This window comes from Chloroflexus sp. (assembly GCF_049970315.1).
GTDB lineage: Bacteria > Chloroflexota > Chloroflexia > Chloroflexales > Chloroflexaceae > Chloroflexus.
Genome location: NZ_JBMFNE010000002.1, coordinates 208901 through 221845, shown reverse-complemented (window position 1 = coordinate 221845; position 12945 = coordinate 208901). Strand labels below are relative to the sequence as shown.

General features: G+C 54.8%; 12 protein-coding genes. 7 read left to right on the top strand and 5 right to left on the bottom strand.

Annotation, left to right across the window (positions count from 1 at the left end; all coding sequences use genetic code 11):
- Positions 1 to 114: 114 nt before the first annotated feature.
- On the top strand, positions 115 to 810 hold the full coding sequence (locus tag ACP5OT_RS02210) for a DUF1641 domain-containing protein (protein ID WP_424674705.1): 696 nt from the start codon (positions 115 to 117) through the stop codon (positions 808 to 810).
- Positions 811 to 878: 68 nt separating this feature from the next.
- Positions 879 to 2069, top strand: coding sequence for an NAD(P)/FAD-dependent oxidoreductase (locus ACP5OT_RS02205; protein ID WP_424674704.1), 1191 nt, complete (start codon positions 879 to 881; stop codon positions 2067 to 2069).
- An 87-nt stretch (positions 2070 to 2156) separates the two neighbouring features.
- Here the strand turns inward: ACP5OT_RS02205 and ACP5OT_RS02200 are convergent, their stop codons facing one another.
- The 3 genes from ACP5OT_RS02200 to ACP5OT_RS02190 all read right to left on the bottom strand — a co-directional run bounded on the left by ACP5OT_RS02200 (position 2157) and on the right by ACP5OT_RS02190 (position 5405).
- Positions 2157 to 3575, bottom strand: a complete 1419-nt coding sequence (locus ACP5OT_RS02200) for an FtsW/RodA/SpoVE family cell cycle protein (RefSeq protein WP_424674703.1) — start codon at positions 3573 to 3575, stop codon at positions 2157 to 2159.
- 75 nt (positions 3576 to 3650) lie between these two features.
- Entirely contained in the window at positions 3651 to 4886 is a 1236-nt protein-coding gene (gene ilvA / locus ACP5OT_RS02195; protein WP_424674702.1) for a threonine ammonia-lyase, read from the bottom strand.
- A 303-nt stretch (positions 4887 to 5189) separates the two neighbouring features.
- Positions 5190 to 5405, bottom strand: coding sequence for a hypothetical protein (locus tag ACP5OT_RS02190; protein WP_424674701.1), 216 nt, complete (start codon positions 5403 to 5405; stop codon positions 5190 to 5192).
- 96 nt (positions 5406 to 5501) lie between these two features.
- Here ACP5OT_RS02190 and ACP5OT_RS02185 point away from each other — a divergent pair, with 96 nt between their 5' ends.
- The 4 genes from ACP5OT_RS02185 (at position 5502) to ACP5OT_RS02170 (ending at position 8645) form a co-directional block, all read left to right on the top strand.
- Positions 5502 to 5810: a nucleotide pyrophosphohydrolase gene (locus ACP5OT_RS02185; RefSeq protein ID WP_424674700.1), complete on the top strand. Its 309-nt coding sequence runs from the start codon at positions 5502 to 5504 to the stop codon at positions 5808 to 5810.
- Between the two features lie 128 nt (positions 5811 to 5938).
- Positions 5939 to 7213, top strand: coding sequence for an isocitrate lyase (aceA, locus tag ACP5OT_RS02180; RefSeq protein WP_424674699.1), 1275 nt, complete (start codon positions 5939 to 5941; stop codon positions 7211 to 7213).
- A gap of 225 nt (positions 7214 to 7438) precedes the next feature.
- On the top strand, positions 7439 to 8008 hold the full coding sequence (locus ACP5OT_RS02175) for an AAA family ATPase (RefSeq protein ID WP_428111353.1): 570 nt from the start codon (positions 7439 to 7441) through the stop codon (positions 8006 to 8008).
- Positions 8009 to 8054: 46 nt separating this feature from the next.
- Positions 8055 to 8645, top strand: a complete 591-nt coding sequence (locus ACP5OT_RS02170; protein ID WP_424674697.1) for an acyltransferase — start codon at positions 8055 to 8057, stop codon at positions 8643 to 8645.
- A 35-nt stretch (positions 8646 to 8680) separates the two neighbouring features.
- Here the strand turns inward: ACP5OT_RS02170 and ACP5OT_RS02165 are convergent, their stop codons facing one another.
- Positions 8681 to 9982 (bottom strand): M14 family metallopeptidase, encoded by a 1302-nt coding sequence (locus tag ACP5OT_RS02165; RefSeq protein WP_424674696.1) that lies wholly within the window; start codon positions 9980 to 9982, stop codon positions 8681 to 8683.
- A gap of 6 nt (positions 9983 to 9988) precedes the next feature.
- Entirely contained in the window at positions 9989 to 11302 is a 1314-nt protein-coding gene (locus ACP5OT_RS02160) for a DUF58 domain-containing protein (protein ID WP_428131196.1), read from the bottom strand.
- Positions 11303 to 11507: 205 nt separating this feature from the next.
- Between ACP5OT_RS02160 and murJ the strand changes: the two genes are divergently transcribed.
- A complete protein-coding gene (gene murJ, locus ACP5OT_RS02155) occupies positions 11508 to 12914 on the top strand; it encodes a murein biosynthesis integral membrane protein MurJ (protein WP_424674694.1) in 1407 nt (468 codons plus the stop codon).
- The last annotated feature ends 31 nt before the right edge of the window (positions 12915 to 12945 follow it).

Below are 12945 nucleotides of genomic sequence, written 5' to 3'. Positions count from 1 at the left end.
TAGGTCTTCTCCTGCACCTGCGACCATCTCTCCACCGGTCGTAAGTGCAGGACATAAGAAGTGGGCGATTGGCTTGGCTCGAACGATCTTCGAGCCCAACAACTAGGAAAAGCTATGACCTACACACAAACCAATGGAGGAACGACCGCCGAGATGCAGTCACTCGATGTAGGGCACATCGCCGAGCTACTGAATCAGATGATGGAGCGGATGGATCGGCTCGAACAACATCTGGCGAAGGTCAATGCGCTGGCTGATGAGGCTCCAGCGCTACTGGCCATGGCAACCGACACGGTTGACGGTTTGTACCGCGATGCAGCAAGCGCCGGAGTGGACATTGATGAGCGGTTGAAGATCGGTCTCCACGCCCTCGAACGACTGACCGATCCGGCAACATTGCGGGCTTTGGCTGGGTTGAGTGAGCAATTGGTGGTTCTGAATGATCTGGCGAAGCAAGCTCCTGGTTTTGCCGCGATGACGGTCGATATGATTGACGAGCTGTACGCAGCCATCAAGCGACAAGGGGTCGATTTAGAGGACACCGCACGACAAGGTCTGTTGGCACTGCGCAATCTGGTGGCGTTGATGGAGTCGGAAGAGATGAAGGCGCTGATGAATTCCGGCGTGCTCGATCCGAAGACCCTACACGTGATGGGGGCTGCTGCCCATGCATTGGTCAGTGCGCAACGCGAACCGCGCCGTGCCGGGCCAATGTCGTTGTTGGGCGCACTCTTCAACCGCGATGTACAGCGCTCACTCGGGTTCGCTCTCAGTTTCGCCGAACGGTTTGGGCAAAAACTGCCCGGTTAGTCAGTAGTGTCGCATGATGTCACGATAGAAAATGCGGATTAACCCACACTAGAAGAGAGGGAAATGCTATGGCCAAGAGCCACTATCAAGTCGTCATTGCCGGTGGCGGTACCGCTGGTCTGACCGTTGCCGCCCAACTGATGGATCAACCGAATCCGCCGGAAATTGCTCTGATCGAGCCATCGACCGTTCATTATTATCAGCCATTGTGGACGCTGGTTGGCGCCGGTGTCTTCCCACGCGAGCAGTCGGCACGGCCTGAAGCCGATTACATCCCACCGGGAGTGACGTGGCTGAAGGAGCGAGTTACTGCGTTTGATCCAGATAACAATAGCGTGACGCTGAGCAACGGCGAAACGATCACGTATGACTTTTTGGTAGTCGCACTCGGGATTCAGATTGACTGGGGCAAGGTAAAGGGTCTGCCCGAAACGCTCGGCAAGAACGGTGTCTGCTCGAACTACTCGTATGACACGGTTGAGTATACGTGGCAGAACATTCGCACGTTCCGCGGCGGCAATGCAGTCTTCACCCATCCGAGCACGCCGATAAAGTGTGGTGGTGCGCCCCAGAAGATCGTCTACCTTGCCGATGACTACTTCCGCCGTTCGGGTGTGCGTCAGCAAAGCCAGCTCAACTTCTACCACGCCGGTGCCGCGATTTTTGCCGTTAAGAAGTATGCCGATGCGTTGAACCGCGTAGTGGCGCGGAAGGGGATCAACGTTCACTATCAGCATGATCTGATTGAAGTGCGTGGTGAGGCGCGTGAGGCCGTCTTCCGTAACTTGGCGACCCAGGAGACGGTGACGGTTCACTTCGATATGCTGCACGTTTCACCACCCCAGAGTGCGCCAGATGTGATTAAGAGCAGCACGTTGGCAAACAGTGGTGGTTGGGTTGAGGTGGATCAGTACACGCTCCAGCACAAGCGCTACCCGAACGTCTTCAGCCTTGGAGACTGCTCGAGCTTGCCGACATCGAAGACCGGCGCAGCAGTCCGCAAGCAGGCACCGGTGGTGGTAGCGAACCTGATGGCAGCCATCGCTAAGGAGACCCTGCCGGCAACCTACGATGGTTATACGTCGTGCCCACTGGTGACCGGTTACGGCAGCTTGATTTTGGCCGAGTTCGATTACACCAACCAGCCCAAAGAGAGCTTCCCGTTCGATCAGTCGCAAGAGCGCTATAGCATGTACGCGCTGAAGGCCTACGGCCTGCCGGCAATGTACTGGAACGGTATGCTCCGCGGACGGATGTAACGATTTTCTTCCCGGGTCTCCTCCCTCCCCCTTCTGCCGCAGTCTCACTCAATGAGGCTGCGGCAATTGGTTTCCGGCAAACAAGGATCAGAACGTCTTATCACTGACGGAAATGCGTAACAGCAGGCCGATGATGAGAAAGTTGATGACGATCGACGAACCACCATACGAAATAAAGGGAAGCGTAATGCCGGTGAGTGGGATGAGTCGCAAATTCCCACCGAGAATAATGAACGATTGCACGGCAATGATCGACGTTAGTCCAACCACCAGCAACTGCTCAAAACCGCGGAAACGACCGGGAATCGTCAGAGCCACATGGTAACCACGAAAGATCAGCAGCATGTAGGCGATGAGTACCGCCAACGCACCGGCTAGGCCCATCTCCTCTCCAATTGCGATAAAGATAAAGTCGGTATGCACAGCCGGTACGTACTCAGGCACACCGCGACCAAGACCGGCTCCAAAGATACCGCCAGAAGCGAGGGCATAGATTGCTTGCACGATCTGATATCCCGACCCTTGGGCCGTGGCCCATGGATCAAGCCAGACCGAGACGCGCAAAGCGACAATCGGTAAAAAACGGTAGAGCAAGTAGGCACCACCGGCAAAGGCTGCCATACCGACGAGGACGTATAGTCCGCGTCCCGTTGCCACATAGAGCATCACTAAAAAGACACCGAACAGTAGGAGGGCGGCTCCCAGATCGCGCTGAAACACGATGGTCAGCATGGCGATCCCCCACATAATGACGAGAGGGGCTAAGTAGGGCAGTGGCGGTAACTTCAAAGGCCCAAGTCGGTAACTCGATTGGACAATCTCACGGTATTCGTTAAGGTAAGAAGCCATGAAGATGACAAGAATAATTTTGAGCAATTCCGACGGTTGAAAATAGAACAAGCCAAGATTGAACCAGACGCGCACCCCGCTACCATTGGGATCGACACCGAAGATAAACGTCGCCAAAATGAGCAGAAGCCCTAGCGACAACCAGAGATAGCGGTAGTGATCGAGCACGTCGATAAACGAGAGGCGAAACAGTCTGATGCAGATACGATCGAGTGGGGTGAAGAGGATGGTTGCCATAATCACCGTGCCCAGCGTCACCCATAAGGTCTGCTTGGCGGCAATCCCTTCGTAGCACGGAAAGCGCTCACCGGCAGCATTGCTACAAATGGCAATCTGATTCAATCCCGGCTCTAACCGCGCCGTCATCATGAGACTCAGGCCGGCAAGTAAGGCAACCAGTGGCAAGATCAACTGATCGGCGGTCGGACTACGCCACGATAGGCCGAGGGAGATCGCCAGAAAGAGCAGCAGGGGTAGGCTGGATGGCCAGAGGAGACGGGCCAAGCCACTGAGGGTCGTTTGCAGTTCGCTCTGACCGGTAGCCACTATCACCAACAGATAGCCGGCGACAAAGAAAAGCAGTACCGTTACCAGCAATTGTAACTCGACAGCGCGGAGACGGCGCAGTTGGTTGAAGGTGGAACGGATGGTCGCCATAGATACTCCTTGAGGGAATACGCTGCTCGCCGTGAGAGGGTGAAGACACTACAGCTATTGCTGAGACACGTGCTGTCACAACGGCCAATTCGATTCGCGTTCACAATGGAAACCGGCCCGCTCCAGGGAATCGATCACTGCTTGGGCATGCTCTTCATCGCGCACCTCAAGGATCAACTCGACACCGGCACGGTCAATCGGCACTCGCCACATCCCCCGGCGATGGAAGAGGTCCATTACACTCGCACCGGTCGAGGCAACGTGATTGACAAGCGCTGCTAATCCACCCGGTCGGTCATCGACGCTGGTCCGGAGCAGGAGGTAGCGCCCCTGTCGCACCAGCGCATATTCGATCACGCGCATGAGCAGATTGGCATCGATATTCCCACCGCAGAGAATGGTCGCGGTGACCTGATTCGGTTGGACCGGCACCTTCCCACTAAGCAGCGCTGCCACGCCGGCTGCACCGGCACCCTCAACTACTAGCCGGCTATATTGCAAGACATGGGCTATTGCCATCACAATCTCTTCATCATCGACGGTGACCACCTCATCGACGAGTGCTTGAATCATCGGTAAGGTTAGTTCGCCGGGACGCTTGACGGCAATGCCGTCGGCGATTGTGTGTGCAGTAGGTGCCGTAACTGGATGGCCGGCAGCGAGTGATGCCGGCACCGGTGCGCAACCGGCGGCTTGTACACCAACGATACGGACATGCGGGAGCAAGGTCTTGACGGCGAGGGCAATGCCACTGATCAAACCACCACCCCCTATCGGAACGATGAGTTGTTGCAGATCGGGGAGTGCTTCAACCAATTCCAGTCCGATAGTTCCTTGACCGGCAATCACACGCGGATGATCAAACGCATGGACATACGTCAGACCTCGTTCTTCCTTCAAAGTATGAGCGTAAGCAACTGCATCATCAAACGTCGCACCTTGTAGGATGACTTCGGCACCGAGCCGACGGGTGGCAACCACTTTGGTCAACGGAGCACGTTCGGGCATAACAATCGTTGCTTTTACGCCGAGTAATTGTGCAGCCTGGGCAACACCTTGGGCATGATTCCCGGCGGAGGGTGCGATCACACCACGCGCCTTTTCCTCGGGTGAAAGATGCACGATGGTGTTATACGCGCCGCGGATCTTAAACGAACCGCTCTGTTGAGTATTCTCAGCTTTGTAAAAGATTGGCCCTCCCAGCTCCGCGCTGAGTCGGGTAGCAGGCAGTACCGGCGTCGGCAAAATTATCGAGCGCAAGGCACGCCGGGCAGCTTGAATATCGGCGAGTTCGATAGCAAACCGGTTCATGGAACGTCATTGCTCCTTATTCAAATTAAGCGAGAGTTTATGAATAGCTATTCGGCCGATGAAAGAAACCGTGAGCCGACATAACCGGAAGTTTACGTCTCACCTACTGAGGCAACACTGTAACACACGGTACAATGAACGAACGCTTTGCAGTGCCGAATGAGCCGCTACCGCCGGGGTACGAATCGTGCCCGAATGAAAGGTAACATACGGCACACATTCAGCTTAGGCAAGGAATGAGGCAGTCGACAGAGCCGATCCTTACCGGAAACATGACCGTCTTGCGGCGGGAGTAACCGCGTATTAATCCTCGCCGGCAATCAACTCTTGGGCATTGGCCGCGCGTGCCGCCAGTACGCGAAAGCGCATTGCCGTTTCTCGGTCACTTACTTGCTCGGCAGCTTTCATGATCACACCAATCGCGAGTTGCAGACGACGTAGCTCTTCCCGATCACCGGCCAGTTGCAACCGTGCAATTTCTTGCTCACAGTACTGGGCAATAGCATTGATAGTCAGCATAGGCATCCTCTTCTTATGCACCAGCACATACCACTGACATTGTACCATTCTTGCTCTACAATGAGACAAACGTAGATAGGGAAAGGAGTCATACTGATGGCGATGAGTATTGCTGAGCTAACCGATGCAATTAACCGGTTTGTAACCGACAAAGGCTGGTATGCACCTGACAGCATCTTCCCGCAAACCCCACGCAACATTGCGATTTCGGTGGCGGTGGAAGCGGCTGAAATCCTTGAACATTTTCAATTTCGCGATGAACCGAGTGACCGGGCAGCGTTGGCCGGTGAGCTGGCCGATGTTGCCAACTATCTGTTTCAACTGGCATACCTGCTCGACATCGATCTTGAGCAGGCTATCTTGACCAAACTGGCCGAAAACTACGGACGCACGTGGGATGGATAATGCGGTTCGTCGCACCTCTTTTCACAATCGTGTAACTATGATGTAACGACCATTAGTACAATGCATCCCATCTATAGAAATAAGTTGACCGTGCCCGTCACGTTCAATGAGGAAACCGGAGAACGCACATGGATCGTGCCGCACACATCAAACAGATTGCAGACAGTTGGAACACACCACGCTTTGCCGGTATTGTGCGCCCGTACACTGCCGAAGATGTCTATCGTTTGCGTGGTTCAGTACAGATCGAATACACGTTAGCACGGATGGGGGCCGAGCGCTTGTGGGATCTGCTGCACACCGAGCCGTATATCAACGCCTTAGGCGCGCTAACCGGTAATCAGGCAATGCAGCAGGTGAAGGCCGGATTGAAGGCGATCTACTTGAGCGGGTGGCAGGTTGCGGCTGATGCTAACCTCGCCGGCCAGATGTACCCCGACCAGAGTCTCTATCCGGCGAATTCAGGCCCACAATTGGTACGGGCTATCAACAACGCACTACGACGCGCCGATCAGATTTACCACAGTGAAGGACGCAACGATATTTACTGGTTTGCGCCGATTGTGGCCGACGCTGAGGCCGGGTTCGGTGGCCCGCTCAATGTCTTCGAGATTATGAAAGCGTACATCGAAGCCGGTGCAGCGGGCGTACACTTTGAAGATCAGCTTGCGTCCGAAAAAAAGTGTGGGCATATGGGTGGGAAAGTGTTGATCCCAACCCAAGCTGCGATCCGCAATTTGGTGGCTGCCCGTTTGGCCGCCGATGTCATGGGGGTGCCGACCCTTATTATCGCGCGTACCGATGCTAACGCGGCGACCTTGTTAACCAGCGATATTGACGAGCGCGACCGGCCTTTCTGCACCGGTGAGCGCACCAGCGAAGGCTTCTATCGAGTACGGGCCGGCCTTGATCAGGCGATTGCACGTGGCTTAGCCTATGCACCTTACGCCGATATGATCTGGTGCGAGACGAGTGAGCCAAATCTCGAAGAGGCACGTCGCTTCGCTGAGGCAATTCACGCTCAATTCCCAGGCAAGCTGCTGGCGTATAACTGCTCGCCTTCGTTCAACTGGAAGAAGAAGCTCGACGATGCAACGATTGCTGCATTCCAGCGTGAGCTGGGCGCAATGGGCTACAAGTTCCAGTTTGTGACGCTGGCCGGCTTCCATACGCTCAACTATAGCATGTTTGACTTGGCCCGGAAGTATCGTGATCACGGTATGGCAGCGTATAGTGAGTTGCAGCAGGCGGAGTTTGCCGCTGAAGCGTTCGGTTACACAGCCACCCGCCATCAACGGGAGGTCGGTACCGGTTACTTCGACGAGGTGGCACAGGTGATCGCCGGTGGTGAGATCAGCACGACGGCGCTGACCGGAAGCACCGAGGAAGAGCAGTTCCATTAGATTTGGATGCTGTGCCCCTCTCCCCCTAGGAGGAAGAGGGGCATGCGTTCTCATCCCTTATCCGTTTGCCCCTCGCCCCATAACCGGGAAGCGAGGGGTGATTTATTCCATAGCTTTTAGTACGGGCACTTTTTCCCTCTTCTCCAACCACCCCACAGGAAAGGATGGCAGACAGTGGGCAGCTCCTCTCCCCAATGACGAAGAGAGAAAGTATAATGTACTATTGTGCAAACACCAACGTTGATTATTGTTACCGGGCATCCAGCTACCGGTAAAACGACCATCTCACGAGCGCTGGCTATCAGCCTGCGCTTACCGTTGTTAAGTAAAGATGCCTATAAGGAGTTGATGTTCGATGGATTAGGCTGGTCGGATCGGGCATGGTCACGGCAGGTTGGTACTACAGCGATTACCATCATCTACCATACGGCAGCGACCATCTTAAGCAGTGGGCAGTCACTGATTATGGAGAGCAATTTTCGCGTTGATCTTGATACAACGCGGATACAGAATCTCCACACTATGGCTCCATTTCGCCCGGTACAGATACGCTGTGTCGCCGATGGTGATGTGCTGGTTGAGCGAATCCTGCGACGGCTTACCTTAGGTCAGCGCCACCCCGGTCATTGCGATGATGTATCGCCGGCTGACCTCGCTACCGTGCGCACACGAGGCCCGATTGAACCACTCCCGATTGGCGGACCGTTACTCACCATCGACACGACCATCCCTGAGCAGATTGACTTGTCTACAATTCTGGCGTGGGTTAAAACGCATCTTGAATACGCCGGATAAGTGATTTTTACACTCTCCTGAGGCCCGCACATGCAAGGAGCACATTATGAATCAGGCCATCATCCACTCTACTGCCACGGTTGATCCACGCGCACGGATCGGTGAACACACGCGCATTTGGCATTGGACGCAAATTCGTGAAGATGTGAGTATCGGTAGTGAGTCGATCATCGGTAAAGGGTGTTATTTTGATGCCGGGGTAAGCGTCGGTAATCGAGTGAAAATTCAGAGTAACGTGTCGGTGTTTCGTGGGGTGACGATTGAAGATGGTGTCTTTGTCGGGCCACACGTCTGCTTTACGAATGATAAAACGCCACGTGCTATTAATCCCGACGGTACGCTGAAAGGAATTGACGATTGGACGGTGACACCAACGTTGGTGCGCTATGGTGCGAGCATCGGTGCGAATGCGACAATTGTGTGCGGGGTAACGGTTGGCCGCTTTGCAATGGTAGCCGCTGGTTCGGTAGTGACGCGCAACGTGCCTGATTACGGGCTGGTGATGGGCAATCCGGCCCGATTGGTCGGTTATGTATGTCCGTGTGGTGTACGACTGCCCGGCGGTCCGGCTACGACAAGTGAGGAGCGTACTTGCCCGGCATGCGGACGGGTGACGTTGGTGGGGAGCAATACATAGACCGAAAGATGCCACATTATGCCCTTCTCGTAAGATCAGCGAATGGTATGTGGGGTGAGCGGCATAGTCAGTTGGCGACGTGCTATGTCCCAACTACCTAACGGAGCCAGTTCGATATGACCATCGGTAGGATCGAGCAGCAATACGGCGCGCTCGAAATATTGTGCAGTACGCCGACTGCCATTGGCTAACTGGGTGGTGAAAGTAACACTAAGCGGCAGACCGAAGACCATCTGCGCCCCACCGCGCTGCCAGTAGACAGCGAAAGGGCCAGACGGCCAACTCTCCGGCATTCCCATTGCCGTTTCGCCACCATACGCACGGGCCGTGGCAGCTTCTGTGCCGAGTGATGCCATACGGACGTAAGCAGTCGTATCACGTTGCGCCTCATCGATTTCGATCACCGCACGTGTAAATGCTTGACGCATCCCACCGGGTATAACTTCCGCCGGCGCTAATGGGAGGCCAAACCGTGTCTCGCCACCGAGTGCGCGCCAAAAGCGATATATAACAGCCGGCACCTCGATGTCGTTGAGCACCCCTGGCGTAGGCAAGGGTAATAGTTCATCGGCATTCGCCAGTACTGCCTGCAATCCGGCTAGATTCTCGGCCACTTCAGGCTGGTTACCGGTCACCAGTTCGGGTGTAATGGCGGCAATACCTAAGGCGGCAGCCCAATCGTGCATTCCACCGGTAATCCTGTAGCGATCCCAAAACCGGGTATATTCGTAGCCGGCAGCCGCAGCATACGTTTGGGCCATCGCAATGGAGGGCTGGTGTTCACAACTGGCCGGAAAGACGACACCGGCATTGGAATGAAGAAAAATTGCGCCGGCAGCATCGAGTAAGAAGGCGCGCAACAAACGACTCTCGATTTGTGAGTCTGGATAAGGGCCACCAGTATCGGAGATAATGCCACGCGCGCCTTGCACTTGTTGCTGCCAATCATTGTCGGGACAAGCATCGAGGCTGGTATCCATATTGCGGTTGAGATCGACACCGGCAGCATCAAAGCGCCATCCACGGGCCAAACCGTCTGGATTAATGACCGGGATAATGACGAGCCGCACATCGGCCGGTACCGCGGTAGGATTGGCCCGGAAGTATTCGATCAAGGCAAGAGCCAATTGGTAGGTATTCGCTTCAGGGCCACCATGGGTAGCCCCGATAACCACCAGTTTGCGTGGCCCATCACCGAAGATCACCGCTTCTATCGGACGGCCCTCTGTAGAACGCCCAATTTCAACGGTGCGAACGGGACGAGCTTGGACCGGAGACAACCAATGTAAACCGGTTCCTATAATAATAATGAGGAAGGTTAACAGCGCGTGTGGCATAAATTGCTACAACCGAGCCTCTTCTTTCAAGCGCAAATAGGTGTTTACCATTGCTACCGTCAAGGAAGTTGTGGGCACATCGAGTGTTAGCGCACCACTGCGTTGAATCTGGTCGAGCAGAGCCCGGCGTTCATTGGTCAACTGTTCGGCGACCAAACAGCGAAACAACCCATGGCTATCAGTAACCGGACGACCGGCAACATTAACGATATGCGGATCGCTAATTGTCACACAGAGCGGCAAGTGATGGCGCGCGAGCCGTTGGAGAAGACCGATCAACGGTTGTTCGGTAAAGATAACGATCAGTGCGCGCCGTGACTGCCGCTGATCGAGATAGGCCAAGGCCGCAGCAATATCGGCTTCAACCGGCTGGACCTGTACATTGTACAACGCCTCAAGCAAGCGTTGGAATTGGACCTTTCCCTTGCGTGGTGGGATAAAGTTCTCGACGGTACCGGCAAAGGTGAGCATACCGGCTTGCTCGCCTTTACCGATTACGACATAACTCAGCATTAATGCCGTACTGACGACGTAATCGAGCCGGGTAAGACCAGGATCGTCGGGTTGGATTGGATCGGCCACCGGCGTTGCCATCAACCGTCCGGCGTCGATCACACAGATAATCTGCTGACTCCGTTCCGCTTCGATTTCGGCAACAATTGGTTTTCCGCGCCGAGCCGTCGCCTTCCAATTGATCCGGCGGTATTCATCGTCTGGCGTATATTCACGCAGATGCTCAAACTCGCCCCCCTTACCGAGTTGGCGGATCGAACGTAGCCCGATAGTACACAACTGACCACGGCGGATAAGGCGATCGTATTTACGTGCTGCGAGCAGATTTGGATACACCGGTACGGTACGAGCTGCGGCAAAGCGTACCTGGCGACGGTGGCACCCAAGCACACCGTCGTAGCGCATGACGATGTCGCCAAATTGATAATCACCACGCCGTTGTGGATGTAAGTGGTAACGAACCTCACACAGACCAAACGGTTCGACAACACCGCTGAGCCGGTCAGTATCGACCGGAATCGCTACCGGATATTCATCACGCAGATCAAACCGTAACACACGCGCTGAAACATTGGTAATGAGGATTGTGACGAGGTTGGCTGTTCCAAGTGATAGACGCTTCTCACACAAGCGTTCGACTTCGATATCCTTGGGATCAGGTGAGAGGAGAATATCGCTCACCACCACCCCGCCAACGAGGATCAAGTAGATAAGCGCTGCCCAGCTCAGCCATGGCGCAAATGCGGTACCAGCGATAAGAGGGGCAGCGAGTAAGACAAGGAATAGTAAGCGTGGTGTCGGTAGCATATATCTGTAGCGAGACCTAATGATAGTGCGCAGAGTAGTGGCGATGAACGAACTGCGGTGTACGTCACTACCGTTTTTGCATTATAATCGATTCGGTGACCGATGATAAGCAGATGATGTTGCCGACATTCTGGGCAATCGTGAGCTGAACAGGATACGTTACCTGTCACGAAACACCTCGGCAATCACCCAACCAAGCACACCCATGACATTTATTCGTCTCCTCCAATACCCACCACGCCTGTGGCCAACCCTTTCACTTTCCACCGGAGAAGGGTCGGTTCTGTTTATGGGAGCGTTCATCATCTCAGCGGCAATGGGCGTCGTGCGGCAAATACTGTTCAATGCACGGTTTGGGATTGGGGAAGAGGCGGCAGCACTCTATGCCGCGTTTCGCCTATCAGAGACGTTGAATACACTTATTGCCGGTGGCGCATTAACCAATGCACTGATTCCCTATGTTCTCCTGGCAGCGCGTCAAGGGCATCCTGCGGTATCACTGCTCATCAGTCGCGTGTTGAGTCTCATGCTCGTTGTTGCTCTTTCGCTAACTCTTGTACTCGTCATAGCCGCACCATGGCTCTTGCGCTGGATCATCGCACCTGGCCTCGATCAGGCTACGCAAGAACTGGCGACGCTCCTCACCCGCATCTTAGCTACTGAGATAGTGTTTCAAATCACGAATGGTGTATTGAGTACAGTTCTGATCGCGCGTGGACAATTTTTCTTACCGGCTTTGGGGATTGCGCTGCGCAATATGCTGATCATTGTCAGCTTGTTACTCCCCCAAGCGACGATCATAACCGTTGCCATCGGTTCGTTAGGCGATTCGGTGATTCAGCTTCTCATCCTCATACCGGGTCTCATGCATCATCGCCTGCAACTTCGTCCGAATCGGCAATGGCGCGATCCGTTGGTGCAAGGCACGCTGCAATTGGCCATTCCCGGCGCTATATCGGGTACCATCAACTACGGCAACAATGTAGTTGATACGGCAATTGCTAGCCTTGGCGCGCAGGCTGCCGGTTTAGGCGCAATGCACAACGCCCTTTTACTCGGATACCTTCCCCAACGTCTATGTGGTACCGCTATTGGTCAAGCCGCGTTTCCGCATCTCGCTGTCGCGGCGATTGCCCGCAACCGCCACCTGTTTAGACAGCGCTGGATGATGGCTACCGGTGTGGCTATCGGGTTGGCAACCTTGAGTAGCTTAGCACTGGCACTCGGCGGACGATGGCTGATTACCCTCTTGTTCGAGCGTGGTGCATTCGACCAGGCCGCCGGCGATCTGACGTTTGCAATTCTGTTGATTTTCGTCCTCGGTCTGCCGTTGTACGTCATGGTTGAGATTACAGGTCGCGCACTGGTCGCTCTCGGTGATGCGCGCACACCGCTGCTGGCGAACACGGTACAGTTGGTTAGTCGGATTCTGGTAGCGACCGTGTGCTGGCCGCTGATCGGCGTCTTGGCCGTTCCGGTAGCGACTGTTGCCAGCAGTGCCATCGAAGCGTTCATTCTCGGTGGCGTGCTACACAACTGGTTACGCAAACCGACCACGTGGCGTGTGAGTCATATTGAGGACCAGATCGAATCGCATGTTGTCTTCGATTAGCTATCACCAATATCTCGCCTCAATTCACTGC

Bases quoted from the DNA above. Each gene is read 5' to 3' on its own strand.
- ACP5OT_RS02210 (WP_424674705.1), top strand. From the start codon at position 115: ATGACCTACACACAAACCAATGGAGGAACGACCGCCGAGATGCAGTCA.
- ACP5OT_RS02205 (WP_424674704.1), top strand. From the start codon at position 879: ATGGCCAAGAGCCACTATCAAGTCGTCATTGCCGGTGGCGGTACCGCT.
- ACP5OT_RS02200 (WP_424674703.1), bottom strand. From the start codon at position 3,575: ATGGCGACCATCCGTTCCACCTTCAACCAACTGCGCCGTCTCCGCGCT.
- ilvA (WP_424674702.1), bottom strand. From the start codon at position 4,886: ATGAACCGGTTTGCTATCGAACTCGCCGATATTCAAGCTGCCCGGCGT.
- ACP5OT_RS02190 (WP_424674701.1), bottom strand. From the start codon at position 5,405: ATGCTGACTATCAATGCTATTGCCCAGTACTGTGAGCAAGAAATTGCA.
- ACP5OT_RS02185 (WP_424674700.1), top strand. From the start codon at position 5,502: ATGGCGATGAGTATTGCTGAGCTAACCGATGCAATTAACCGGTTTGTA.
- aceA (WP_424674699.1), top strand. From the start codon at position 5,939: ATGGATCGTGCCGCACACATCAAACAGATTGCAGACAGTTGGAACACA.
- ACP5OT_RS02170 (WP_424674697.1), top strand. From the start codon at position 8,055: ATGAATCAGGCCATCATCCACTCTACTGCCACGGTTGATCCACGCGCA.
- ACP5OT_RS02165 (WP_424674696.1), bottom strand. From the start codon at position 9,982: ATGCCACACGCGCTGTTAACCTTCCTCATTATTATTATAGGAACCGGT.
- ACP5OT_RS02160 (WP_428131196.1), bottom strand. From the start codon at position 11,302: ATGCTACCGACACCACGCTTACTATTCCTTGTCTTACTCGCTGCCCCT.
- murJ (WP_424674694.1), top strand. From the start codon at position 11,508: ATGACATTTATTCGTCTCCTCCAATACCCACCACGCCTGTGGCCAACC.